The sequence below is a fragment of the Streptomyces sp. LS-MS-L19 genome (assembly GCF_058382285.1).
The window spans coordinates 1,945,252-1,969,563 of record NZ_JBYCLL010000001.1; the positions used below are offsets into that span (position 1 = coordinate 1,945,252).

General features: G+C 71.9%; 19 protein-coding genes. 14 read left to right on the plus strand and 5 right to left on the minus strand.

The genetic code is table 11. From position 1 onward, the window contains the following. The first annotated feature begins 47 nt into the window (after positions 1–47). From glpK to AC2XR2_RS08510, 3 genes are all read left to right on the plus strand, one after another. Entirely contained in the window at positions 48–1,586 is a 1,539-nt protein-coding gene (gene glpK / locus AC2XR2_RS08500) for a glycerol kinase GlpK (RefSeq protein ID WP_381306031.1), read from the plus strand. A gap of 46 nt (positions 1,587–1,632) precedes the next feature. After that, positions 1,633–3,249 (plus strand): glycerol-3-phosphate dehydrogenase/oxidase, encoded by a 1,617-nt coding sequence (locus tag AC2XR2_RS08505; protein WP_330268028.1) that lies wholly within the window; start codon positions 1,633–1,635, stop codon positions 3,247–3,249. Positions 3,250–3,544: 295 nt separating this feature from the next. Next, on the plus strand, positions 3,545–6,739 hold the full coding sequence (locus AC2XR2_RS08510; RefSeq protein WP_491514693.1) for an NACHT domain-containing protein: 3,195 nt from the start codon (positions 3,545–3,547) through the stop codon (positions 6,737–6,739). Positions 6,740–7,032: 293 nt separating this feature from the next. On the opposite strand, the gene mtnK is transcribed toward AC2XR2_RS08510, so the two are convergent. The 4 genes from mtnK to AC2XR2_RS08530 are packed head-to-tail and all read right to left on the minus strand — an operon-like array spanning position 7,033 to position 11,904. Continuing rightward, positions 7,033–8,205: an S-methyl-5-thioribose kinase gene (gene mtnK, locus AC2XR2_RS08515; protein WP_491514694.1), complete on the minus strand. Its 1,173-nt coding sequence runs from the start codon at positions 8,203–8,205 to the stop codon at positions 7,033–7,035. Positions 8,206–8,215: 10 nt separating this feature from the next. Beyond that, positions 8,216–9,262, minus strand: a complete 1,047-nt coding sequence (locus tag AC2XR2_RS08520; protein ID WP_491514695.1) for an ABC transporter permease — start codon at positions 9,260–9,262, stop codon at positions 8,216–8,218. Between the two features lie 25 nt (positions 9,263–9,287). Then, positions 9,288–10,820: a sugar ABC transporter ATP-binding protein gene (locus tag AC2XR2_RS08525; protein WP_491514696.1), complete on the minus strand. Its 1,533-nt coding sequence runs from the start codon at positions 10,818–10,820 to the stop codon at positions 9,288–9,290. Further along, positions 10,807–11,904 carry a substrate-binding domain-containing protein gene (locus AC2XR2_RS08530; RefSeq protein WP_491514697.1) on the minus strand — a complete coding sequence of 366 codons (1,098 nt, stop codon included), beginning with the start codon at positions 11,902–11,904 and terminating at the stop codon, positions 10,807–10,809. Before AC2XR2_RS08530 ends, AC2XR2_RS08525 begins: the two co-directional genes overlap by 14 nt. A gap of 543 nt (positions 11,905–12,447) precedes the next feature. On the opposite strand from AC2XR2_RS08530, the gene AC2XR2_RS08535 reads away from it, so the two are divergent. The 3 genes from AC2XR2_RS08535 to mtnB are packed head-to-tail and all read left to right on the plus strand — an operon-like array spanning position 12,448 to position 14,353. Then, entirely contained in the window at positions 12,448–13,032 is a 585-nt protein-coding gene (locus tag AC2XR2_RS08535) for a 1,2-dihydroxy-3-keto-5-methylthiopentene dioxygenase (RefSeq protein WP_491514698.1), read from the plus strand. Then, a complete protein-coding gene (gene mtnC / locus AC2XR2_RS08540) occupies positions 13,029–13,748 on the plus strand; it encodes an acireductone synthase (protein ID WP_491514699.1) in 720 nt (239 codons plus the stop codon). Before AC2XR2_RS08535 ends, mtnC begins: the two co-directional genes overlap by 4 nt. Continuing rightward, on the plus strand, positions 13,745–14,353 hold the full coding sequence (gene mtnB / locus AC2XR2_RS08545) for a methylthioribulose 1-phosphate dehydratase (RefSeq protein WP_381306051.1): 609 nt from the start codon (positions 13,745–13,747) through the stop codon (positions 14,351–14,353). Before mtnC ends, mtnB begins: the two co-directional genes overlap by 4 nt. Before the next feature lie 56 nt (positions 14,354–14,409). On the opposite strand, the gene mtnA is transcribed toward mtnB, so the two are convergent. Next, positions 14,410–15,441 carry an S-methyl-5-thioribose-1-phosphate isomerase gene (gene mtnA / locus AC2XR2_RS08550; protein WP_491514700.1) on the minus strand — a complete coding sequence of 344 codons (1,032 nt, stop codon included), beginning with the start codon at positions 15,439–15,441 and terminating at the stop codon, positions 14,410–14,412. Between the two features lie 291 nt (positions 15,442–15,732). On the opposite strand from mtnA, the gene AC2XR2_RS08555 reads away from it, so the two are divergent. From AC2XR2_RS08555 to AC2XR2_RS08590, 8 genes are all read left to right on the plus strand, one after another. Continuing rightward, complete coding sequence (locus tag AC2XR2_RS08555; RefSeq protein ID WP_491514701.1) at positions 15,733–16,785, plus strand: BMP family ABC transporter substrate-binding protein; 1,053 nt, start codon at positions 15,733–15,735, stop codon at positions 16,783–16,785. Continuing rightward, positions 16,766–18,307 (plus strand): ABC transporter ATP-binding protein, encoded by a 1,542-nt coding sequence (locus tag AC2XR2_RS08560; protein WP_491514702.1) that lies wholly within the window; start codon positions 16,766–16,768, stop codon positions 18,305–18,307. Before AC2XR2_RS08555 ends, AC2XR2_RS08560 begins: the two co-directional genes overlap by 20 nt. Position 18,308: 1 nt before the next feature. Then, positions 18,309–19,358 (plus strand): ABC transporter permease, encoded by a 1,050-nt coding sequence (locus AC2XR2_RS08565; protein ID WP_381306062.1) that lies wholly within the window; start codon positions 18,309–18,311, stop codon positions 19,356–19,358. Continuing rightward, positions 19,358–20,227 carry an ABC transporter permease gene (locus AC2XR2_RS08570; protein ID WP_381306065.1) on the plus strand — a complete coding sequence of 290 codons (870 nt, stop codon included), beginning with the start codon at positions 19,358–19,360 and terminating at the stop codon, positions 20,225–20,227. The genes AC2XR2_RS08565 and AC2XR2_RS08570 overlap by 1 nt, the downstream gene beginning before the upstream one ends. Continuing rightward, entirely contained in the window at positions 20,224–20,985 is a 762-nt protein-coding gene (locus tag AC2XR2_RS08575) for a nucleoside phosphorylase (protein ID WP_491514703.1), read from the plus strand. The genes AC2XR2_RS08570 and AC2XR2_RS08575 overlap by 4 nt, the downstream gene beginning before the upstream one ends. Beyond that, on the plus strand, positions 20,982–22,277 hold the full coding sequence (locus AC2XR2_RS08580) for an amidohydrolase (protein WP_491514704.1): 1,296 nt from the start codon (positions 20,982–20,984) through the stop codon (positions 22,275–22,277). The genes AC2XR2_RS08575 and AC2XR2_RS08580 overlap by 4 nt, the downstream gene beginning before the upstream one ends. A gap of 66 nt (positions 22,278–22,343) precedes the next feature. Next, positions 22,344–23,015, plus strand: coding sequence for a FadR/GntR family transcriptional regulator (locus AC2XR2_RS08585; protein ID WP_330268014.1), 672 nt, complete (start codon positions 22,344–22,346; stop codon positions 23,013–23,015). A 165-nt stretch (positions 23,016–23,180) separates the two neighbouring features. Continuing rightward, entirely contained in the window at positions 23,181–24,227 is a 1,047-nt protein-coding gene (locus AC2XR2_RS08590) for a PAC2 family protein (RefSeq protein WP_449350096.1), read from the plus strand. Positions 24,228–24,312 lie beyond the last annotated feature (85 nt).

Below are 24,312 nucleotides of genomic sequence, written 5' to 3' on the forward strand. Positions count from 1 at the left end.
CACCGGTAGAACGTCCCCTCCCACCCACGGAACCCCAGGAGCACACAGTGACCGACGCCCACACCGCCGGCCCCTTCATCGCCGCCATCGACCAGGGCACCACCTCCAGCCGCTGCATCGTCTTCGACAAGGACGGCCGTATCGTCTCGGTCGACCAGAAGGAGCACGAGCAGATCTTCCCGAAGCCGGGCTGGGTCGAGCACAACGCCAACGAGATCTGGACCAACGTCCAGGAGGTCGTCGCCGGGGCCATCCAGAAGGCCGGCATCACCCGTGACGACATCAAGGCCATCGGTATCACCAACCAGCGTGAGACCACGCTGCTGTGGGACAAGAACACCGGTGAGCCCGTCCACAACGCCATCGTCTGGCAGGACACCCGCACCGACGCCCTGTGCAAGGAGCTCGGCCGCAACGTCGGCCAGGACCGCTTCCGCCGCGAGACGGGCCTCCCCCTCGCCTCCTACTTCGCCGGCCCGAAGGCCCGCTGGCTGCTCGACAACGTCGAGGGTCTGCGCGAGCGCGCCGAGCGCGGCGACATCCTCTTCGGCACCATGGACACCTGGGTCATCTGGAACCTGACCGGTGGTGTCGACGGCGGCAAGCACTACACCGACGTCACCAACGCCTCCCGCACCATGCTGATGAACCTCCACACGCTGGAGTGGGACGAGAAGATCGCCGAGTCCATCGGCGTGCCGCTGTCGATGCTCCCGGAGATCCGCTCCTCCGCCGAGGTCTACGGCGAGGTCACCGGCGGCAAGCTGGGCGACCTGCTCGGCGGCATCCCGGTCGCCTCGGCGCTCGGTGACCAGCAGGCGGCCCTGTTCGGCCAGACCTGTTTCGCCGAGGGCGAGGCCAAGTCGACGTACGGCACCGGCACGTTCATGCTGATGAACACCGGCGAGAAGATCATCAACTCGTACAGCGGTCTGCTCACCACCGTCGGCTACCGCATCGGTGACGACAAGCCGGTCTACGCCCTGGAGGGCTCGATCGCGGTCACCGGTTCGCTGGTGCAGTGGATGCGCGACCAGATGGGCCTGATCTCCACCGCCGCCGAGATCGAGACGCTCGCGCTCTCCGTCGAGGACAACGGCGGCGCCTACTTCGTGCCGGCCTTCTCCGGTCTGTTCGCCCCGTACTGGCGCTCCGACGCGCGCGGTGTGATCGCCGGTCTGACCCGCTACGTCACCAAGGCGCACCTCGCGCGTGCCGTCCTGGAGGCCACCGCGTGGCAGACCCGTGAGATCACGGACGCCATGACCAAGGACTCGGGCGTGGAGCTCGCGGCTCTCAAGGTCGACGGCGGCATGACCTCCAACAACCTGCTGATGCAGACCCTCTCGGACTTCCTGGACGCCCCCGTGGTCCGTCCGATGGTCGCCGAGACGACCTGCCTCGGTGCCGCCTACGCCGCCGGTCTCGCCGTCGGCTTCTGGACCAGCACCGACGACCTGCGCGCCAACTGGCGCCGGGCCGCCGAGTGGACCCCCCGCATGGACGCGGACACCCGCGACCGTGAGTACAAGAGCTGGCTCAAGGCCGTCGAGCGGACCATGGGCTGGCTCGAGGACGAGAGCTGAGAGAAACACCCCCCTCTACAGCTCTGAAGAGGAGTAAGAACCCCACATGACCAGTCAGTCCACCCTCCAGTCCGTGCCTGCCCTCGGTACGCGCCCGGCCTCCGGCTCCAACCCGAGCCGCGCCGAGACCCGGGAGCAGCTCGCCAAGGCGTCGTACGACCTTCTCGTGATCGGCGGCGGCATCCTGGGCATCTCCACCGCCTGGCACGCCGCGCAGTCCGGCCTGAGGGTGGCCCTGGTCGACGCCGGCGACTTCGCCGGCGCCACCTCCTCCGCCTCCTCCAAGCTGCTCCACGGCGGTCTGCGCTATCTGCAGACCGGCGCGGTGAAGCTGGTGGCGGAGAACCACTTCGAGCGCCGTGCGGTCTCCCGCCAGGTGGCCCCCCACCTGGCGAACCCGCTCACCTTCTACCTCCCCGTGTACAAGGGCGGGCCGCACGGCGCGGCGAAGCTCGGGGCGGGCGTCTTCGCCTACTCCGCGCTCTCCGCGTTCGGTGACGGCGTCGGCCACCTCCTGTCCCCCGCGAAGGCGGCGCAGGACGTGCCGGAGCTGCGCACCGACAACCTCAAGGCCGTGGCCGTGTACGGCGACGACCAGATGAACGACGCGCGCATGGCGCTGATGACGGTCCGCGCGGCCGTCGAGGCGGGCGCGGTCGTGCTCAACCACGCCGAGGTGACCGGGCTGCGGTTCACCAAGGGCCGGGTGACGGGCGCGGACCTGCGCGACCGGCAGTCCGGCGACGAGTTCGGCGTCAACGCCCGGCTGGTACTCAACGCCACCGGCCCGTGGGTGGACCACCTGCGCAAGATGGAGGACCCGAACGCGGCGCCCTCGATCCGCCTGTCCAAGGGCGCGCACCTGGTCCTGAAGCGGACCGCGCCGTGGCGGGCCGCGCTGGCGACGCCGATCGACAAGTACCGGATCACCTTCGCGCTGCCGTGGGAGGACATGCTGCTCCTCGGCACCACGGACGAGGAGTTCGAGGGCGACCCGGCGGACGTCTCGGTCACCGAGAAGGACACGGCCCAGATACTCGACGAGGCCGCGTTCTCCATCCGCGACCAGCAGCTCGACCGGGACCTCATCACCTACGCCTTCGCCGGTCTGCGCGTGCTGCCGGGCGGTCCCGGCGACACCGCGAAGGCCAAGCGGGAGACCGTGGTCACGGAGGGCCGGGGCGGGATGCTGTCCGTCGCGGGCGGCAAGTGGACGACGTTCCGGCACATCGGCCGTACGGTCATGCAGAAGCTGGAGGCGCTGCCGGGCGCTCCGCTGGGCGACGACTACGAGCCGATCTCCTCCCTGCCGAAGAAGCTCCCGCTGCCCGGTGTGGCCAACCCGCGCGCGGTCGCGCATCGGCTCCTGGTCGACAACCCGGCGCCGGGTCCGCGCATGGCCGCCGACACGGCGAAGCACCTGGCGACGCACTACGGTTCGCTGGCCTTCGACATCGCCCGGCTGGCCAACGAGAACCCCGAGCTGGGCGAGCGGGTGCACCCCGACGCCCCGGAGATCTGGGCGCAGGTCGTCTACGCCCGGGACAACGAGTGGGCGGAGACCCAGGACGACGTCCTGCGCCGCCGTACGACGCTGACGATCCGGGGGCTCGCCACGGACGAGGTCCGCGCGAAGGTGCAGGACCTGCTCGACAAGAAGTAGGTCCCGCGCGGGGCCGACGCACGACGCGAAGGGGACGTCTCCCGGACGGGAGCGTCCCCTTCGCCGTGCGCGGGTGTTCCCTTCGCCATGCGCGGGTGCCCCCGTTCGCCATGCGCGGGTGTCCCGTTCGCCATGCGGGGGCGTCCCTCTTATCGTGTGCTGTCCGCCGAGCTCCCGCCCGCCCCCTGAACACACCCACGCGCTCCCTCACACGTGTTTCGAACAGCCCGTTCGTGCTGCGGCCGGCCGCTAGAACGGGAGGCTTCGGCGTGGCACGGTCATGGGGAGCTGGCATATGCGAGGCAGTTGGCACGGTGGGCGGGTCCGGCTGCGCGTGGGACTGGTGGTCTGCGGAGGCACCCTGGTCGCGCTGGCCGCCGTCCTGCGTCACTGGTGGCGGGACGCGGCCACGGCGGGCGTCCTGGTCTCGGCCATCGGCGCCTTCGTGTCCGTGGTGGCACTGGTGGCCGACTTCCTGCGCGCCGAGGACGGCCCGTCCGCGCGGTCCGCGGAGGAGCAGCGGCACCGGGCCGCCGACGCCCTCGCCGACGCCGTACGCGAGCAATGGGCGGCCGAGGCGCGGTTACGGCGCCTTCAGGATCCGGTCCCCCTCGACGTGCAGTGGGTACCCGCCGACCGGCGCCTGGCCGACCATCCGCAGAACATCCGGCGGGCCCGGCCGCTGCCCGCCCCGCGGGACTGCCGGATCGAGGACATGACCGGTTCGTTCGCCGCGCTGCCGGGCCGGCGGCTGGTGGTGCTGGGCGGCCCCGGGGCCGGGAAGAGCGTGCTGACCGTGCGGTTCGTGCTGGACCGGCTGGCCGCGCGGGGGCCCGGCGGGCCGGTGCCGGTGATCTTTCCGCTGGCGGGCTGGGACCCGGTGCGGACCGGGTTGCGCGAGTGGCTCGCGGACCGGCTCGCCGCCGACTACCGGCCGCTGGCCGCCCCGGTGGACGGGCGCCGCACCCTCGCACGGACGCTGCTCGACGCGGGTCTCGTGCTGCCGGTCCTGGACGGCTTCGACGAACTGGCCCGGCTCTCCTACGGCGAGGCGGTCCGCCGGGTCAACGAGGGGCTGGACGACGACCTGCCGTTGCTCCTCACCAGCCGCAGCGAGGCGTGGGCGGCCGCGGTGGCCGAAGGTGACGTCCTGACCGCCGCCGAGGTGGTCGAACTGCTGCCGCTGGACCTCGACCGGGCCGGTGCCCATCTGGAGCGTACGGCCCGCCCGCTGCACCCGGGGGACGGCGCACCGGTCACCGTGTGGACCCCGGTCCTACGGCGGCTCAGCGCGCGGCATCCGGTGGCGATGGCCCTCACCACCCCCCTGATGGTGTCGCTGGCACGCGCGGTGTACGGGGACACCTCCCGCGATCCGGCCGAACTGCTCGACACGGAACGCTTCCCGACGCCGGGTGCCGTGGAGGAGCACCTGCTCGGCGCGTTCGTGCCCGCCGCGTACGCCCCGGCGGGGGCGCGGGCCGGCACCGAGGCGGTGCGGGGGCTCGGGCTGCTGGCGCGGTCGCTCCAGGATCGGGACACCGGGCGGCTGGCGTGGTGGGAGCTGGACCTGCTGCTGCCGCGGGCCCTTCGGGTGTACGCGCCGGGCCTGCTGTCGCTGGCCGTGCTGTCGGCCCTGTTGCTGCCGGTCGCCCTCGCGCGGGCGGCGGGCGATCTGGCGGGGGTGGAGGACCTCGTGTCGTTGGTCGCCACGCTGGCCGGGCAGACGCTGGGCTTCGCCTTCGGTGTGGCGTGTCTGCTGCCGTCCGGCGACGACCGCCCCGGCCCGCGCTTCCTGCTCCGGCTGACGGCGCTGACCTCGGCGGTGAGCGCGCTGTTGTGGACCGGCTTCGCCTGGGTGGACGACCTGCGGTTCGGTTTCCGCTTCGGCGGGGTGACCGACGGTTGGGTCCCGGACCTGCTGGGCGGCTGTCTGTTCTCCCTGCTGTTCACCCTGTTCTTCGGGATCGCCGGGCTGCCGCAGCGGCCGGTGCCGCTCGGGCTGCCCTGGAGCGGTGCGGCGGGGCGGGCGGTGGCACGGGTCTGCGGAGGGGTGCTGCTGGTGGGCGGGGCGGGCGCGACGGGCGGTGTGCTGCTCGGCCGGACCGGCAGCCCCTGGACCGCGCTCGTCGGCACCGCCTGTGCGGCGGCCGGCACCGCGCTGCTGCTGAGCGGGAGCCACCGGGCCGGGCAGAGCGGTGCGCGTCCGCCTCGCCGCGGGCACATCGCGCGCCGGTTCGCCTCGGGGCTGGTCCGGGGCACCGCGGCCTCGCTGCTGGTGGGCGTCAGCGCCTGCTCGGCCGCGGGGGTCGCCGCCGTCGCGGTGACCGCGGTGAAGGCTCGGCCGACGGCGGATCTGGCCGGGCAGCGGATCGACGGCTGGCGGTTCGCGGCGCGCGACGGGGTCCGTACGGCCGTCACCGACCGGCCGCAACACGGCACGCTGCTGCTCCCCGGCGACGGGGCACGGCCGATCGCCTACCCCGCGGGTGCGGCTCCGCCCGACTGCACGATGCCGCTGCTGCACGACCGCAGGTGCGTCGCCTTCACGTCCCGCCGCACCGAGTTCGAGGCGCGGGACGGGGTGGTGGTGGTCCGGCTGACACTGGTCGGTGGGGGGACAGGGGTGGGAGCGCGGGGGGCGCGGGGCGCGGAGGGCCGGGAGACGCAGGGCCGGGAGACAGGGGCGCGGGACACAGAGGGTCGGCAGACGCAGGGCCGGGAAACAGGGGCGCGGGACACGAGAGGCCGTGAGATGGACGGCCGGGAGACAGCGGCCCATGACACGAAGGGCTGGGAGACGGAGGCCCGGGAGACAGCGGGCCGGACGACGGTGGCGTACGCGGCGAATCTGCGGTCCCTGCTGCCGGACGCGGCACGTCCCTGGCTGGCCCAGGGGCCGGTGCTGGGTGTGGCCGCCCGGTGTCTGCCGCCGCTGCTGGCGGCCGGGGTGCTGATCGGCGTGGTCGGCGGCTCGGTGTGCGGGGTCTACCGGGCGCTGAGCGTGCCGTCGGACGTCATGCGGGCGACCGGTCCCGGTTCCTCCTTGCGCACGGACCGCACCGCCTCCCTCACCCGCGGCGGTCTGGTCGCGCTGGTCGTCGCCGGGGTCAGTGTGCCGGTGGTGGCGCTGCCCGGCGACTGGGGCGGACTGGTGCACGTCGGAACCCAGTTGTGGCTTCCCCTGGGCACGGCGGCGCTCGCGCTGAGCGCCTGGGGCCGGTTCACGGTGGCCCGGGTGTGGCTGGCGGCGACGGGGCGGCTGCCGTGGCGGCTGATGGCGTTCCTGGAGGACGCCCACCGACGCGGGGTGCTGCGCCGGTCCGGGGCGTACTTCGAGTTCCGGCACCTGAGGCTCCAGGCCCACCTCGCGGGCCGTGACGCCGAGGCAGGGACCGCCCATGCCGCGATCCCCCGGCCGACCGACGGATCCCGGGTGGAGATGCGTGGCCCGGAGAGGCGGGACGAGGCGCGCCGTCCGGAGCGGTGAGGGCGGGACGCACTACCCGGACCGGCCAGGCAGGAAGCACCCCCCCCCGGTCAGCGGGACAGGATGCGCCACCCCGAGCGACGAACACGGGACGCACCCCCCGAACCACCGAGACGGAACCCACCCCCCGAACCAGCAAGGCAGGAAGCACCCCCCCGGTCAGCGAGACGGGATGCGCCACCCCGAGCGATCAAGGTGGGACGCGCTGCGCTTCGCGGAACCGCGAGGCGGGACGCCCCGCACGGACCCGCGTTGCGCCAGACCCCCGCGGAGCGGTCAGCGGGAAACCCCGTTCACAGAGCCGAGCTCACGACGTCACGCACGGCGTCCGGTCCCGGCAACTCTCCGCGCCGCACGATGAGTTCGCGTCCAAGGAGCAGTGCACGGCGGGACGCCGGGACCGGGTCCGGGAGGGTTGTCAGGTCGGTCAGGTGGGCGAAGCCGATGATGCGGCGGATGATTTCGGTGCCCGCGTAGCCCAGGGAGTCGGTCCAGACGCGTCCCAGGAAGCGGTCCAGGTAGGCGTCGTCGAAGAAGGTGTCGACGCGGGTCGGCCACAGACGGCGGAACTCCGTCTCGAACGCCTCCCAGGACAGGCGGAGTTGGTCGGCGTGGTCGCTCAATGTGCCGAGCGCGCGGGCCCGTTCCTCCGAGACCAGGGCGTTGGCCCAGTAGAGGCCGAGGTCGAAGCCGATGGGCCCGACGAAGGAGAACTCGGGGTCGAACACCCGGACCACGGGGGCGCCTTCACGGGCGCCGACCATGATGCTGCCGGTGTGCAGGTCGCCGTGGAGGAGGGCCTGGGCGCCGGTCATGAACAGGTGCCTGAGGTCGGCGACCTCCGTGCGGAGCACCGCGTCCGCGCGGAAGGCCGCCGCGAGGTCGTCCACGCCCTCGTGCCAGTGGTTGTGCTCGTGCTCGATGTACGGCTCGGAGAGGACCACGTCCTCGGTGATCTTGCACAGCTCCGGGCTGACCGAGGCCGCGACCAGTGCCTTGCGTTCCGCTGACGGCATGCCGAAGTCGCTGGTCGCGAAGGAGAGTTGGGCCACCAGCTCACCGACCCGGGCCGAGGTGTGGGGGCCGTACGACGCTCCCTCGTTGAGGAGGGTGCGCAGGACCTCCAGGTCCGACATGTCCTCCATCACGAGGGCGTAGTTCTCGGGGTCGTAGCCGTGGATCGCCGGGATCTTGTCGGGCGCGACCTTCGCGATCTGCTCGTAGGCGCGGGCCTCGGCGTCGGCCCGGTCCGGGTTCATCGGCCAGGACGGTCCGGCCACCCGCACCCAGGGCAGGGCCTGCTTCACGGCGAGACTGCGGCCGCCGTCCGCCGAGGACGCGAGGAAGACCCGGTTCATGTTGCCGTCGGAGACCTCCCGTACGGCGATGTCGCCCAGGTCCTCCCAGTGCCCGCGCTCACGCAGGTACGCCGGGATGTCCTCGGTCTCCAGGATGCGGTAACCCATTCGAACTCCCCTATGCGGTACGGCGCTTGGACAACGTGAAGCTGAAGACCAGGGCGAGGATGAGGACCGCGCCCTCGACGACGTCCTGGGTGTAGTAGGGCAGTCCCTTGATGGTCAGGCCGGTCGTGATGATCCCGATGAGCACCGCGCCGAGGGCCGTGCCCCAGACGTTGGGGCGGCCCCGGCCGAGGACGGACGTGCCGACCAGCGCCACGGCCACCGCCTCCAGGAGCTGCGAGGTGCCGGCGGAGACATCGCCCTGGCCGATGCGGGACGCCAGGATCAGCCCGCCGATCGAGGCGAGGACGCCGGAGAGGACGTAGGCGAGAGCCCGGTACGCGCCGACGCGGATGCCGGCCAGCCGGGAGGCCTCGGGGTTCGCGCCGATCGCGTAGAGCACCCGGCCCCAGCGGGTGCGGGCGAGGAAGACCCAGGCGGCGAGGGTCAGGCCGCCGAAGACGAGGACCGAGACGGGGATGCCGAGGACGGTGCCGCGGTCGATGCGCAGGAACCCGGCGGTGAACCTGCCGGGGGCCGTGGTGCCGTCGTCCAGGGTCATGCCCGGGGTGATCGACTGGCCGTCGACCAGGATGAGCTTGCCGCCCTGGATGACGAACATGGTGCCGAGGGTGGCGAGCATGTCGGGGATCTTCAGTACGACGATCAGCAGGGCGTTGAGCAGGCCCGCGAGGGCACCGGCCGCGAGGACGGCGACGATGGCGACCGTGCCGACCTGGTTCTGGACGACCATCGTCTGGGCGGCGACCGAGACGCCGAGCCCCGCGACGGCGCCGACGGACATGTCCATTCCGCCGACGGCCATGGTGAGGGTGACGCCGAGGCCGAGGATCGCGGCGACGGAGACATAGCGGAGGGTGTCGAGGAGGGTCGCCGACTCGCGGAAGGAGCCCTCGCTCAGCGCGAAGTACAGGAACAGCGCGACCGTGACGAAGATGAAGCCGTACTTGATGACGGCGTTCTGGACACGGACGGCGGTGCTGGTGGCGGGCGGGAGCGCCGCCTTCGTGGGGACTTCCGTGCTCTGGGTGGTGGTCATGGCGTAGTTCCTCAGGGGGCCGGGGTCACACGGACGCCGAGATGGTCTGGATGACGCGGTCGCGTTCCGCGTCCTCGCCGTACGCGTCGAGGTGGATCTCACCGGCCGCGAGCACGACGACCCGGTCGGCGACCTCCAGGACCTCGTCGACGTCGGCGGACAGGACGAGCACGGCGGCGCCCTGGGCGGCGAGGGTCCTGGCGCGGCGGCCGATGTCCCGACGGGCGCCGATGTCCACGCCTCGGAACGGCTCGTCCAGGATGAGGACACGGGGTGTCTCGGCGAGCCAGCGGCCGACGACGACCTTCTGCTGGTTGCCCCCGGACAGTTCCTCCACGGTGCTGTGCTCGTCACGGGCGACGACACCGAGGGCCTCGATGGTGTCGCGGCCGAGGGTGTCCTCCTTGGCGCGCTGCACCAGTCCGGCTTTCGAGAGCGACTTGAGGAACGGCAGCGAGATGTTCTGGGCCAGGGACCAGCCCGGGACCAGGGCGTCGGCGTGCCGGTCCTCGGGGACCAGGTGGATGCCGGCCCGGATCGCGTCCGAGGGCCGCTTCGGCGCGTACGGCTCACCGTCCAGTGCGGCGGACCCGGTGGTGAAGGGCTCGGCGCCGAACAGGCCGCGGGCCAGCTCGGTCTTGCCGGCACCCAACAGGCCCACGACACCGGTGACTTCGCCGGCGCGCAGGTCGAGGTCGAGAGGGGCGCGGCCCTCGAAGAGCCGTACGCCACGCAGCGAGAGCACGATGTCGCCTTCGGCACCCTCTCGAACGGGCCGGGCCGTGGTCGCCTCCTGGGCCTGGGCGAGCATCGCGCGCAGGGCCGCGTCCCAGTCGAAGGGCTTGGCCTGGTCCTCGGTGAGACGGCCGTCCCGCAGGACGACCAGCCGGTCGGCGAGGGCGTCGATCTCGCCGAGGCGGTGGGAGACGTAGAGGACCGCGATGCCGTCGTCACGCATCCTCTCGACGAGCGCGAAGAGGCGTTCGGCCTCGGCGGCGGACAGGGCCGAGGTCGGTTCGTCGAGGATCAGCAGCCGGGGGCGGGTAGCCAGGGCGCGGGCGAGGATCAGCAACTGGCGGTCGGAGATGCCGAGTTCGCTCACATCGCGGCGCAACACCGAGTCGCTCCAGCCGAGTTCGAGGCCCGCCTGGATCTCGCGGGCGCGGGCCAGCAGTCGGCGCCCGTTGAGGAACGGGTTGCCGCGTGCCTGCGCGAGCTCCTCGAAGACCAGGTTCTCCGCGACCGAGAGCCCCGGCACGATGCCCTCGCCGATGCGCTGGTGCACGGTCTGGATGCCCAACTGCCGGGCGGCGAGCGGGGACTGGAGTGCGGCGGGCTCACCGGCGACCCGCACCTGGCCCCCGTGACCGGTGTGCACGCCCGACAGGATCTTGATCAGCGTGGACTTGCCGGCCCCGTTCGCGCCGAGCAGCGCGACCACGCTGCCCGGGGCGATGTCGAGGGAGACGGAGGCGAGCACGGTCTTGCCGCCGAACGCCATGCTGACGTCGGTGAGGGCGACCGCGGGGACGCCCCCGGGGGCCTCAGTGGGCGACATTCGAGATCCAGTCCGCGGTCGAGACCTGGGACAGGTTCAGCGCGGGAAGGGCCGCCCGCAGCTGGTCCATGTTCTCGATCTTCTTCTCGCGCAGGAAGTCCTGGGTGATGGCGACGGCCGGGAACTCCACGGAGGACTTGTTCAGTTGACCGGCGAGTTCCAGGGCGGTCGTACGGACGACGGCGGCGCCGACCGCGGAGGGGTCGGTACCGGCCGTGGCGACCCACGGGCTGCCGGCGGCGGTCATCTGCTGGATGTCGGCGTTGGAGACGTCCGCGCCGAACACCTTCACCTTGTCCTGGAGCTTCTTGTTCTGGACGGCGAGGACGGTGCCCTTGGCGAGCTCGTCGTAGGGGGCGAAGATCCCGGTCACGTCGGAGTGCTGGGTGAGCGCGGCGGAGACCAGGGGAACGTTGTCGGTGGCCGTGGAGTCGGTGACCTTGCCGACCTTGAACTGCTGCTTCCAGCCCTGCGCGGCGAGTTCCTTCGCCCAGACGGTGTTGCGCTTGTCGAGGGCCGCGTAACCGGCCACGTTGACGTAGCCGACCTTGGCGTTCTTGCCGAGGTCCTTGGACATCACGTCGAGGACGGCCTGGGCCATGCTGGCGTCGTCCTGCTCGGTGCTGACCACGCCCTTGGTGGGGGTCTCGACGTCGTAGACGACGACCTTGATGCCCTTCTTCACGGCCTTGTCGATCTCGGGCTGGATGGTCGCCGGGAAGCCGTGGTCGATGATGATCGCCTTGGCGCCGGAGTTGATCGCCGAGGACAGGTCGGTGGCCTGCTTGGCGTTGTCGGCCTGGGCGTCGTACACCGTCAGGTCGATGCCGAGGGCCTTGGCCTGGGCCTTGGCGCCGTTGCCCCACTGCTCGAAGTAGTCGCCGGCGCCGCTCTGCCGGACCAGGGCCACCTTGACCGCGCCCGCGTTGAAGGGGGCGGGCTTCTTGCCGGTGGCCGCCGAGGCGGAGGCGGCGGTGTCGCCGGTGTTCTTCGACGCGTCCGTGGACTGCGAGCAGCCGGAGAGCACGAGGGCGGACACGGACGCGAGGGACAGCGCGGCGAGGGGAAGACGGGTGCGGGACATGAAGGGCTCCAGGGGCGGGGTGGTGCGGAGGGGATGAAGGAGGTCAGTGCGTGGCCCGGAGCGGGGACATGGGCATGCGCCGACGCGTCTGCGGCGGGCAGGGCGCGCCCGGATCGGGGCGCGAGGGGGCTCCGGGAGGGGTCAGCGACAGCTGGCTGTGGTCGACCGGAGCAAGTCCACGTACAGCCGCCGCACGAGCAGCAGCGTCTTCATATGCAGATCATGAGAACGATTTCAGCCATGCGTCAAATGTTTTGGAACCGCTTTCTCAGCAGGTGAGACAACGACTACGTCACACCCGGTGCAGGTCACGACGCCGGTTACCATCACAAGACCGGCACCCGACCCGGCACAGTGAGGCCCCGATGACGACAGCTGGCGCGAAAGCGACGCACATGCCCCGCATGCGCCGCTGTTGCCGCGCGCTGTGTCGCGGCTGACCGAGCGCCGCCGTCCGCCCGTCGCCGTCCCTCTTCCTCCCCCGCCCGTCCGGTGCTTGTCTCGGTATCCGGACGTTCCTTCCAGACTCCTGGAGTTGTTCTCATGACGCTGCTGACCACCTGGTCCGAGTCCGGCCCCGAGACCCTGGTCCGCCGCACCTCGGACCCCGCCGAGATCGCCGAGGCGCTGAAGCCGCTGGGCGTGCGCTACGAGCAGTGGCCGGTCCGCGAGGACGTCCCGTTCGACGCCGACAGCGAGACCGTGTTCGCCGCGTACGGCCCCGAGATCGACAAGCTGAACGCCGAGGAGGGCTTCACCACGGTCGACGTCCTCGGTCTGCACCCCAGCGACGACCCGGAGTTCCCGGCGAAGGCCAAGGCGGCCCGGGAGAAGTTCCTCCAGGAGCACACCCACGACGACGATGACGAGGTGCGCTTCTTCGTCTCGGGCTCCGGCATCTTCTACCTGCACGTGAACGGCGAGGTGCACGCGGTCCTCTGCGAGAAGGGCGACCTGCTGGGCGTGCCGCGCGGCACCACCCACTGGTTCGACATGGGTACGAACCCGTCCTTCACCGCCATCCGTTTCTTCCACGAGGAGGACGGCTGGATCGGCAACTTCACCGGTTCCACGATCGCCTCCCGCTTCCCGGACTACGACACCATCGCCGCCGGACACCACGCGTGAGCCTGCACTACGACGTGGACGCCGTGGTGCTCGACATCGAGGGCACCACGAGCGCCACGGGCTTCGTCGTCGACGTGCTGTACCCGTACTCGCGCGCACGGTTCGCCGCGCTGCTCGCCGAGCGGTCCGGGGACCCGGAGGTGGCGCGGGCGGTGGCCCGGGTGCGCGAGGAGATCGGCGAACCGGACGCCGACGCCGCACGGGTCGAGAAGGCGCTCAACTCCTGGCTCGACGAGGACCGCAAGGCGACCCCGCTGAAGACGCTCCAGGGCCTCATCTGGTCCGAGGGCTTCGCCCGGGGCGACCTCGTCTCGCACTTCTACGACGACGTCGTACCGGAGTTGCGCGCCTGGCACGCCTCGGGCGTACGGCTGTACGTCTACTCCTCGGGGTCCGTGGCTGCGCAGCGGGCGTGGTTCAGCAACAGCCCCGAGGGCGACCTCACTTCACTTCTCTCGGGGCTCTACGACACCGAGAGCGCCGGACCCAAGCAGGACCCGGAGTCGTACCACCGGATCGCGCGGGCGACCGGTCTGGCCGGGGACCGTCTGCTGTTCCTCTCCGACCGGCCCGGCGAACTGGACGCGGCCCGCGCGGCGGGCTGGCACGCCGTCGGGGTACAGCGGCCCGGGGAGCCGTATTTCGAGCAAGGCGTCGGCGACCACACCGCGGTGGGGACGTTCGACGAGATCACCGTTTCTAGGAGCACCACGTGACCGCCGACATCAGCGCCCTCGACCTGGAAGAGGCGGGGGCGGTCCTCGCCGCCGAGTCCGCCCGGTTCGCCTCCTTCGGCTGGATGCGGGGGACCTCCGGCAACCTGTCCGTGGTGCTCTCCCGGGATCCGCTGCGGCTCGCCGTCACCGCCAGCGGCCACGACAAGGGTGAACTGACGCCCGCGGACGTGGTGTTGGTGGACGGGCAGGGGGCTGCCGTACAGGGTGGGAAGCCGTCCGCCGAGGCCGAGCTGCACGCGCGTGTGGCCGCGCTCACCGGGGCCGGTGCCGTGGTCCATGTGCACACCGTGGCCTCGGTGGCCATGGGCAGGCGGGAGCCCGGCGGGATCGTCTTCAGCGACCTGGAGATGCTCAAGGGGGTCGGCCGGCCCGCGCACGACGTCGAGGTGACCCTGCCGGTCATCGCCAACAGCCAGGACATGAAGGTGCTCGGGGACCGCCTGGAGGAGGCGCGGAACCCGCGGATGCCGGCGGTGGTCGTGGCCGGGCACGGGCTGTACGTGTGGGGCGCCGATCCGCGCCAGGCCCGGCATCACACCGAAGTGGTGGAGTGGCTGCTGGAGTTGGAGCTCACCGGCCGCTGAGACAGCGAAAGGGGGTCCCCGGGTTGGGGGACCCCCTCTTCTTTCGTATCGACCGGCTACTTCAGCCGGTCGCCCGGGAGTTCACCGGCCGAGACCTCCAGCACACCGCGCTCGGTCACCAGGCCCGTCACGAGCCGCCCGGGGGTCACGTCGAACGCCGGGTTGTGGCCGCGGGACTCGGCGGGAGCCGTCCGGACGCCGGCCCACTCCAACACCTCCGACTCCCCTCGGAGTTCGATGTGGATGTCGTCGCCGGTCGCGGTGGACAGGTCCACCGTGGTCGTCGGTGCCGCCACCAGGAAGGGGATGCCCGCGTCGGCGCAGGCGAGGGCCACGCCCACCGTGCCCACCTTGTTCGCCGTGTCGCCGTTCGCCGCGATGCGGTCCGCCCCGACGATCGCCGCGTCGACCTCGCCGCGCAGGATCGTGCCCGCGGCGGCCCCGTCGGCCTGGACCCAGTGCGGGATGCCCTCCTGGACCAACTCCCAGGCGGTGAGCCGGGATCCCTGGAGCAGGGGGCGCGTCTCGTCGGCGTAGACGACCTCCAGGCGGCCGCGCGCGTGGAGTTCGCGGACGACACCGAGGGCCGTACCCCAGCCCGCCGTGGCGAGCGCACCCGTGTTGCAGTGCGTGAGGATCCGCAACGGCCGGTCCCCGCCGACCCGTTCGAGCAGCCAGTCGGCGCCGAACGCGCCCATCGCGCGGTTCGCGGCGACGTCCTCCCGCTGCACGGCGGCGGCCTCCTCCAGCACCGCGTCGAGCCCCTCCTCGAAGCGGGTCATGACCCGGTCCACGCACACCATGAGATTGACGGCGGTGGGCCGGGCCTCGCGGACGCGGGCGACGGCCGCGCGCACCTCGGACTCCGACCAGCCCTCCCGCTCCCCCTCCAGCAGCGCGAGAGCGACGCCGTAACCCCCCGCCGCGCCGATGGCGGGCGCGCCCCGCACCACGAGACGCTGGATCGCGTCGACCAGGGTGTCCACATCGTGGACATCCACCGTCTCGGTGCGGTGCGGCAGCAGTGTCTGGTCGATGAGCGCGAGGCTGGATCCGGTCCATTCGACGGCGCGCAATTCCTGGGGCATTTCGGGACACTCCTGATGTTCCGGTGGCTCTCGCCACCGTACATGACCTGGGCGAACCATAGTTCGAGACAGTCGAGCAGGTGTCTGGAAACGGGTGTTAAAGTCCAGCACCCAGTCCGCAGACCGAGACGAAGGAGGAAGCCAGTGCTGCTGACCAAGCGCCGTTTCCTCGACTTCGGCCGGTGTGCCGGCGACTGCTGTCGACGCTGAGCCTTCCCCACGCCCGTCGCGCTTCTCACCCTCACCCGCTCACCGCCGAGCGTGGTCCTCGCCGTACCCCGGAAGGTCCCGATGTTCCGCAGAAACCGCCGTACCCTGCAGGTCGCCGCCGCCACCGCGCTCCTGGTCACCGCCGCCACGGCCTGCAACGCCGCCGCCAAGGACGACGCCTCCGATGCCGCGAGCGGCGGCAGCGGCACGTCGTTCACCCTGGTCACGCCGGACGCGGTGGGGCAGAACGAGTTCCTGAAGCTCGCCGTGACCGGCGTCAAGGCCGCGGCGAAGCAGCACGACGGCACGCAGAAGGTCTACGAGTCCACGGACACCGCCTCCCAGCAGCAGAACGTGCAGGCCGCCGTGGACGCGAAGCCGGACGTCATCGTGCTGGTCGGCTTCGAGTTCGCCGACCTCGTGGCGCAGCAGGCGCAGAAGAACCCGAAGCAGCAGTTCCTGATCATCGACGCTTGCACGAACAAGGCGTTCAAGAACGTCAGTTGCGCGGTCTTCCGCGAGCACGAGGGCGTCTACCTCGCGGGCGCGGAGGCGGGTCTGCTCAGCAAGTCGGGCAAGGTCGGCGCGGTCGACGTCCTCGACACGCCCCAGTTCCGCCGCTACAGCGACCCGTTCGCGGCCGGCGCCAAGATGGTGGCGCCGAAGACCGCCACGGGCACCCGCTTCGTCGGCGGCCAGTCCCCCTTCGACGACTCGGCCCGCGCCAAGGAGCAGGCGAACACCCTGCTCTCGCAGGGCTACGACCAGATCATGGCGGCGGCCGCGGCCGGCAACTACGGCGTCTTCGAGGCCGCGAAGGCCAAGGGCGCGTTCGCGTACGGCGTCGACGTCAACCAGTGCCCCTCGGCGCCCGGCACGGTCGTCGACAACGTGATCAAGCGCACGGACATCGCCGTCGAGAAGGGCATCGAGTCGGTCCTGGCCGGGAAGGCGGGCACGACGGTGTCGTACGGCCTGAAGGAGGGCGGTATCAGCCTCACGGGTCTGGAGGCGGGCGTCGACTCCTCGAAGTGCGTGATCGCCGACCACAAGGACGTCCTCGCCAAGGTGAAGGACCTGCGCGACCAGATCGTCGCCGGGAAGCTGACGGTCGATGACCCCGCCGCGAGCTGAACCCGCCGAGTCGCGGGACGTCGCCGTCGAGCTCCGGGGCATCACCAAGCGGTTCCCCGGCACGCTCGCCAACGACTCCGTCGACCTGACCGTCCGCCGCGGCGAGATCCACGCCCTGATGGGTGAGAACGGCGCGGGCAAGTCCACGCTCATGTCGGTCCTGTACGGCATGGAGGTCCCGGATTCCGGGACGATCCGTATCGAGGGGCGGGACGTCACCTTCGGCAGCCCGTCCGACGCGATGGCCGCCGGGCTCGGCATGGTCCACCAGAGCTTCAAGCTGTTCGACTCGCTGACGGTCGCCGAGAACGTCGTCTACGCCGCCGAGCCGCGCCGCTTCGGCCTGGTGGACCGGGCCGCGGCCCGCCGCCGGGTGCGTGAGCTGGCCGAGGAGCACGGTCTGGCCGTCGATCCGGACGCGCGGGTGGGCGACCTGCCCGTCGGGCTGCGCCAGCGGGTGGAGATCCTCAAGCTGCTGCACCGCGGCGCCCGCACCCTGATCCTCGACGAGCCGACCGCGGTGCTCACGCCCGCCGAGGCCGACGGCCTCTTCGCCGTGCTCAAGTCGCTTGCCGCACAGGGCCGTACGGTGATCCTCGTCACGCACAAGCTGCGCGAGGTGCTGGAGGGCAGCGACCGCGTGACCGTGCTGCGGGACGGGCGGGTGGTGGCCCGGCTGGTCACCGCTCGGACGTCCGCCGACGAGATCGCGGCCGCGATGACGGGCCGCGCGGTGGAGCTGGACCGCATCCACGCGCCGGGCACCGCGGGTGACGTGGTGCTGGACGTGGCCGGGCTCGCGACTCCCGGGGTCCACGGGGCCGAACTCACCGTCCGCGCGGGCGAGATCGTCGGCATCGCGGGCGTCGCCGGCAACGGACAGGGCGAGTTGGTCGAGGCCCTGGCCGGGCTGCGTCCGGTCACGGCCGGCCGGGTGACGCTCAAGGGCGACGACATCACCCACGCCTCGGCCACCGAACGCCGTCTCAAGGGCCTGGCGTACGTCCCCGAGGACCGGCACGCGGTCGGTACGGCCCCTGCCGCGTCCGTCGCCGACAACCTCGCGATGGGACACCACCGCACGTCCCTGTCGCACCGCGGGCTGCTGCCTCCGGCGTCCGTCCGGGCGCACGCGCGGCGGCTGATCGAACGCTTCGGCATCAAGGCCTCCACGCCCGACGTACCGGCCTCCGCGCTGTCCGGCGGCAACCTCCAGAAGCTGCTGATCGGCCGCGAACTCGCCCATGACGCGCCGCTGTTGCTGGTCGAGCAGCCCACGCGCGGGGTCGACATCGGCGCGATCCAGAACATCCACGACCAGCTGATCGCCTACCGCGACGCCGGTCACGCGGTCCTTCTCGTCTCGGCCGAACTCAGCGAGATCCGGGGGCTCGCGGACCGGGTCCTGGTGATGTACGAGGGCCGGATCACGGCGTCGTACGACAAGTCCGATGCGGACGAACGGACGTTGGGGCTCGCGATGGCGGGCGGCATGAGCGAGCAAAGGGAAGCCGCCGACTGACATGAATCCTTTCCTGCGACGAACCCGGGGAGCCCTGCGCTCCCCCGTCACCTTCTCCGTGCTCGCGGGCGTCCTCATCGGCGCGCTCTTCCTCGTCGGCACCGGCGCGGACCCGGTCACGGCGTACGAGGCGGTCCTGACCGGCTCGTTGGGCGCCGACGGCATCGGCTCCACGCTCTCCACCGGCACCAGTGTGCTCGGCATGGCGCTCGCGCTGGCGATCCCGCTGCGGGCCGGATTGATCAACCTGGGCGGCGACGGGCAGATGGTGCTGGGCGGGATCACCGCGGCCGTCACCGGCCTGTACTCGCCGCTGCCGGCGCCCCTGACCGTCGTGCTCGCCCTGCTCGCCGGCATGGCGGCGGGCGCCGCGTACGCCGCCCTGGCCGCCCTGTGCGAGAACCGGCTCGGCGTCCCGCTCCTGGTCAGCAGCCTGCTGCTGAGCTATCCGGCGGTCTCGCTCGCCTCCTACCTGGCGCGCTATCCGCTCAAGGAGCCCGGCTCCAGCCTCCCGCAGACCCGGGCCCTGCCCGACGGGGTGGCGCTGCCCGCGTTCGGCGACTCGACGGTGACGGTCGGGCTGCTGCTCGTCGTCCTCGCCGCGGCGGCCTACTGGTTCACGGACCGACGGACCGCCTTCGGGTACGAGATCCGCATGACCGGCCTCAACTCCCGCTTCTCCGCGTACGCCGGGGTCGAACGACGGGGTCTGACACTGAGGTTGATGTCGATATCGGGCGCGCTCGCCGGACTCGTGGGCGCGATCGGGGTGTTGAGCTTCCCGTACCGCTTCGTCGACGGCTCGCTCACCGCACCCGGCTACACCTGGACGGGACTCACGGCCGCGCTGCTCGCGACGGCCGCCCCGATCGGCACGGTGGTCTCGTCGTTCTTCTTCGCCGTCCTCCAGGTCGGCGGGCTCGCGATGGAGCGGACGACCGAGGTGCCGCGCGAGCTGACCCAGGTGCTCCAGGCCATCGTGATCGTGTTCCTCGCGGCCCGACTGCGGTTCCCCGGACGGTGGTTCAACCGCAGCAAGGAGGCGGTGTGATGTTCTTCGACTCGGATCTGCTGATGTCGGCGCTGCGCGCCCTCACCCCGATCCTGCTGGCCGCGCTCGGCGGCGCGGTCTGCGAACGGGCTGGCGTGTTCAACATCGGCCTCGAAGGCATGATGCTGATGGGCTGTTTCACGTCGGTCGCCACCAGCTGGTTCACCGGCAGCGCCTGGCTCGGCGTGCCGGCCGCGGCCCTCGCGGCCGCCGCATACTCGCTGATCCTGGCGGTCGGCGCGGTCACCCTGCGCGGGGACGCGGTGGTGCTGGGCGTGGCCATGAATCTCCTGGCCGTCGGCCTGACCGGCTTCCTCCTGCGTACGGTCTTCGGTGTGCAGGGCACTTTTGACGATCCGTCACTGGCCGGGCTGCCGTTGGTCGGTGGCTTCACGCCGCTCACCTATCTGTCGTGGGCGGCGGTCGCCGTGGCCGCGGTGCTGCTCTCGCGGCACGTGTGGGGGCTCAGGCTGCGCGGGGTCGGCGAGGCCCCGGACGCGGCGGCGACACTGGGCGTGAGCCCGGCGAGGTACAAGTACGCGGCCGTGCTGCTCTCCGGAGTCCTGTGCGGGCTCGCCGGGGCCCAACTCGCCCTCGGCAACGTCACCTTGTTCACCGAGAACATGACCGCGGGCCGCGGCTGGATCGCCGTCGTCGCGGTCATGCTCGGCCGCGCGGCCCCCGTCGGTGTGCTGCTCGCCGCGCTGCTCTTCGGTCTCGCCGAAGCGGCCGGCTTCCGTCTCCAGGGCCTCGGTCTGCCCCAGCAGGCGACCGACGCCGCGCCCTACGTCGTCACGCTGGGCGCCCTCTTCCTCACGACGGCCCGTCGCCGTCGCCGTACCCCTTCTCCGTCCGGAGCCGCCTCATGAGCCAGGATCAGCCAGACCTCCTTCCCGTCACCCGCATACCGCGCACCGGCCTTCCGGAGCACGCCGTCGTCGTCGGCGACCCGGCCCGCGCGGCCGCGGTCGCCGCCCTGCTCGACGGTGCCGAGGAGGTGTCGTACCACCGCGAGTACCGGGTCTTCAGCGGGAGTTGGAAGGGCGTGCCGGTCGTCGTCGCCTCGCACGGTGTGGGCGGTCCCGGTGCGATCCTGCTGTTCCAGGAGCTGGCGGACGCGGGGGTCCGCACGATCCTGCGGTTCGGTACGGCGGGCGCGATGAAGCCCGGCATCGGCGACGGCGACCTCGTCATCGCGGAGGCGGCCGTACGGGACGACGGGGTGACCCAGCAGCTGCTGCCGCCCGAGTACCCGGCGGTCTCCTCCCCCGAGGCGGTCCTCGCGCTCCAGCGCGCGGCCCGTGAGACGGGAGCCCCGCACCACCGCGGCATCGTCTGGACCCGGGCCGCGTTCCAGCCCGGGCTCCTCCCGCTCTTCTCCTACGACGGTGCCGGGCTCGCGGCGATCGAGATGGAGCTGTCCGCGCTGCTGGTCACCGCCTCGCTGCGGGGGCTCGTCGCGGGCGGTGTGCTCGTGGTCGACGGGGCGAACGCGGACGAGCTGGTCGACGACGAGGGCACCAGCGTGTACGACCCGCACCGCGAGGTCGTCGCGGCCGGTGTCGAACGGGGCGCGGTGGTCTCGCTGGAGGCGCTGCGACTGCTCGCGGAGGGGAACACGCTGTGAACATCGACCTGTTGGTGCACGGCGGTGCCGTCCTGACGGTCGACGAGGCGGGAACCGTGGTGCACAGTGGTGCCGTCGCCGTGCACGAGGGCGAGATAGTGGCCGTCGGTCAGGCGGAAGAGCTGTGTACCCGGTTCACAGCCGACGAGTCCATCGACGCGAGTGACTGTCTCGTCCTGCCGGGCCTTGTGAACACGCACACCCACCTGGCGATGACCCTGTTGCGCGGCCGCGCCGACGACGTGACCCTCCAGGGGTTCCTGGAGCGGGTGCTGCCCGCGGAGGCCGAGCTGCTCGCGCCGAAGAACGTGGCGGCGGCCGTGCGACTGGCGATCGCCGAGAGCGTGCGGGCGGGGGTGACCTCGGCGCTCGACATGTACTGGTTCCACGAGGCGGCCGAGCGGGCGGCCCGGGAGGCAGGCTGGCGGCTGCACTCGGGGCCCACCTTCATGGACGTGCCGGAGCCGCCCGACGGCCGCCCGTACGAGGAGCGGCTCGGGTGGGCCCGGCGGGACCTGGAGGCGCGCGGTGCGGCACGGCCCGGCCGCCGGCCCGTCGTCTTCGCACACTCCGCCTACACGCTCTCCCCGGACCAGCTGACCGAGATCGCCGCCCTGGCCTGGGAGTTCGGGGCGCTGCTGCACATCCACGCGGCGGAGAACGCCACCGAGGTCGCCACCGTCGAGGTGCGGTACGGCAAGCGGCCGGTCGAGCTGCTGGACTCGCTCGGTGTCCTCGGCCCCGACCTGCTGCTCGCGCACGCCGTCGACCTCACCGGCCCGGAGATCGCGGCGCTGGCCCGCACCGGCACCGCGGTCGCCCACTGTCCGGTCTCGAACCTGAAGCTGGGCTGCGGGATCGCGCCGGTGCCCCGGCTGCTGAGCGCCGGGGTCACCGTCGGGCTCGGCACGGACGGGGCCGTCAGCTCCAACTCGCTGGACGTGCTGGGGGCCGTACGGCAGGCGGCGCTGGTGCACAAGGCGGACGGTGACCCGACGGCGGTCGGTGCCGAGCGGGCCGTACGCATGGCGACGATCGAGGGCGCCCGGGCGCTGGGCCTCGCGGAGCACCTGGGGTCGCTGGAGAGGGGCAAGCGGGCCGATCTGATCGTCCTGGACCTGAACGCCCCGCATCTGCGGCCGCTGCACGACCCCTGGTCGACGCTGGCGTACGCGGCGCACTCGGCGGATGTCCGCGACACCGTCGTGGACGGGCGGGTGCTGATGCGGGACCGTGAGCTGCGCACGCTCGACGAGCGGGCCGTGATCGCGGATCTGGAGGCGCTCGTCTGAGCAGGCCGCATAATGTGCTGAGACATCCGACGTCTCAGCGCAGTGCGGGGCGAGAAGGAGGCCGACATGGCTGTCACCGACGAGGCGATCGAGAAGATCAAGGGCATGATCGTCTCCGGCGCGCTGCGCCCCGGCGACCGGCTCCCCAAGGAGAGCGAACTCGCCTCCGAACTGGGGCTGTCCCGCAACTCGCTGCGCGAGGCCGTGCGGGCGCTGTCGCTCATCCGGATCCTGGACGTCCGGCAGGGCGACGGCACCTATGTGACCAGCCTGGACCCGCAACTCCTGCTGGAGGCGCTGAGCTTCGTCGTGGACTTCCACCGCGACGACACCGTCCTGGAGTTCCTCGCGGTGCGCCGCATCCTGGAGCCGGCCGCCACCGCGATGGCCGCCTCCCGGATCAGCGAGCAGCAACTGGACGCGCTGGGCGCCCAGTTGGACAAGCTGGGCGACAGTCCGTCGGTGGAGGAGCTGGTCGCCTGCGACCTGGACTTCCACCGCGGGATCGTGCAGAGCTCCGGCAACTCCGTGCTCTGCTCGCTGATGGACGGCCTGTCCGGGCCCACCACCCGGGCCCGGATCTGGCGCGGTCTGACCCAGGAGGACGCGGTCAGCCGCACCCTGCACGAGCACCGCGCCATCCTCGCGGCCCTGCGCGACCGCGACGCCGAGGCGGCCCGCTCGTGGGCGACCGTGCACATCGCGAGCGTGGAGCAGTGGTTGCGCTCCACGCTGTGAGCGGCCTGTGTGAAGCCTCCGAGCGGCACCGGAACGGGGGGTGTTCCGGGGTGGCTGACGGGGCAGTGATCCGTTCACTCCCCCGTGCAAGGGGGCTGCGGGCGCCCCCGCCGGACGCCGTAAGGTTGGTGCGTTAAGCGAGGGCACGTCGGAAGGAGGCGCTGGGTGATCGAGCTCGAGGGGGTTCCCGAGCTGATCGACCCGGTCATGGTGGCCGCGTTCGAGGGCTGGAACGACGCCGGCGACGCCGCCTCCACCGCGGTCGCGCATCTGGACAGGGAGTGGAAGGGCGAGGTGTTCGCGGCGCTCGACGCCGAGGACTACTACGACTTCCAGGTGAACCGCCCCACGGTGTGGCTGGACGGCGGAGTGCGCAAGATCACGTGGCCGACGACAAGGTTGTCGGTGGTCCGCGTCGGCGGTGACAAGCCGCGCGATCTCGTACTCGTCCGAGGTATCGAACCGTCGATGCGGTGGCGGTCGTTCTGCAACGAGCTGCTGGGCTTCGCCCACGAACTGGGCGTGGAGCTGGTGGTGATCCTGGGCGCGCTGCTCGGCGACACCCCGCACACCCGCCCGGTGCCGATCAGCGGGACCACGTCCGATCCGGACCTGGCCCAGCGGATGGACCTGGAGGAGACCAAGTACGAGGGCCCCACGGGCATCGTCGGCATCCTCCAGGAGGCGTGCACCCACGCGGGCGTGCCCGCGGTGTCGCTGTGGGCGGCCGTACCGCACTACGTGTCGCAGCCGCCGAACCCGAAGGCGACGCTGGCCCTCCTGAACCGTCTGGAGGACCTGATCGACGTACGGATCCCGCTGGGCGAGCTGGCCGAGGACGCGCGCGCGTGGCAGGTGGGCGTGGACCAGCTGGCCGCCGAGGACACCGAGGTCGCGGAGTACGTCCAGACGCTGGAGGAGGCCCGGGACACCGCGGAGCTGCCGGAGGCCTCGGGCGAGGCGATCGCCCGGGAGTTCGAGCGGTATCTGCGGCGCCGGGACGGCGGCCAGCCGGGTCAGCCGGGCGGGCACGCGACCGCGGACGGCAGTGACAGCACGGCCTATCTGCGGGACGCTCCCGGGGGCCGTACGAAGCCGCCCAAGCCGCCGAGGCCGGAGACCGACCGGGACACCGACGCGGACGCGGAGACGGGCACGGAGACCGGTACCGGGGCCGAGCCGGACGACGGGGACTCGGCGTCGGAGGACTGAGCCGGACGACGGGGACTCCTTGTCGGAGGACTGAGCCGGACGACGGGGACTCCTTGTCGGAGGACTGAGCCGGTGAGGGCGGTGC

What these genes read in the sequence shown, in the direction of transcription:
- AC2XR2_RS08505 (WP_330268028.1), top strand. Translation starts at nt 1,633, where the DNA reads ATGACCAGTCAGTCCACCCTCCAGTCCGTGCCTGCCCTCGGTACGCGC.
- AC2XR2_RS08510 (WP_491514693.1), top strand. Translation starts at nt 3,545, where the DNA reads ATGCGAGGCAGTTGGCACGGTGGGCGGGTCCGGCTGCGCGTGGGACTG.
- mtnK (WP_491514694.1), bottom strand. Translation starts at nt 8,205, where the DNA reads ATGGGTTACCGCATCCTGGAGACCGAGGACATCCCGGCGTACCTGCGT.
- AC2XR2_RS08520 (WP_491514695.1), bottom strand. Translation starts at nt 9,262, where the DNA reads ATGACCACCACCCAGAGCACGGAAGTCCCCACGAAGGCGGCGCTCCCG.
- AC2XR2_RS08525 (WP_491514696.1), bottom strand. Translation starts at nt 10,820, where the DNA reads ATGTCGCCCACTGAGGCCCCCGGGGGCGTCCCCGCGGTCGCCCTCACC.
- AC2XR2_RS08530 (WP_491514697.1), bottom strand. Translation starts at nt 11,904, where the DNA reads ATGTCCCGCACCCGTCTTCCCCTCGCCGCGCTGTCCCTCGCGTCCGTG.
- AC2XR2_RS08535 (WP_491514698.1), top strand. Translation starts at nt 12,448, where the DNA reads ATGACGCTGCTGACCACCTGGTCCGAGTCCGGCCCCGAGACCCTGGTC.
- mtnA (WP_491514700.1), bottom strand. Translation starts at nt 15,441, where the DNA reads ATGCCCCAGGAATTGCGCGCCGTCGAATGGACCGGATCCAGCCTCGCG.
- AC2XR2_RS08555 (WP_491514701.1), top strand. Translation starts at nt 15,733, where the DNA reads ATGTTCCGCAGAAACCGCCGTACCCTGCAGGTCGCCGCCGCCACCGCG.
- AC2XR2_RS08560 (WP_491514702.1), top strand. Translation starts at nt 16,766, where the DNA reads ATGACCCCGCCGCGAGCTGAACCCGCCGAGTCGCGGGACGTCGCCGTC.
- AC2XR2_RS08565 (WP_381306062.1), top strand. Translation starts at nt 18,309, where the DNA reads ATGAATCCTTTCCTGCGACGAACCCGGGGAGCCCTGCGCTCCCCCGTC.
- AC2XR2_RS08570 (WP_381306065.1), top strand. Translation starts at nt 19,358, where the DNA reads ATGTTCTTCGACTCGGATCTGCTGATGTCGGCGCTGCGCGCCCTCACC.
- AC2XR2_RS08575 (WP_491514703.1), top strand. Translation starts at nt 20,224, where the DNA reads ATGAGCCAGGATCAGCCAGACCTCCTTCCCGTCACCCGCATACCGCGC.
- AC2XR2_RS08585 (WP_330268014.1), top strand. Translation starts at nt 22,344, where the DNA reads ATGGCTGTCACCGACGAGGCGATCGAGAAGATCAAGGGCATGATCGTC.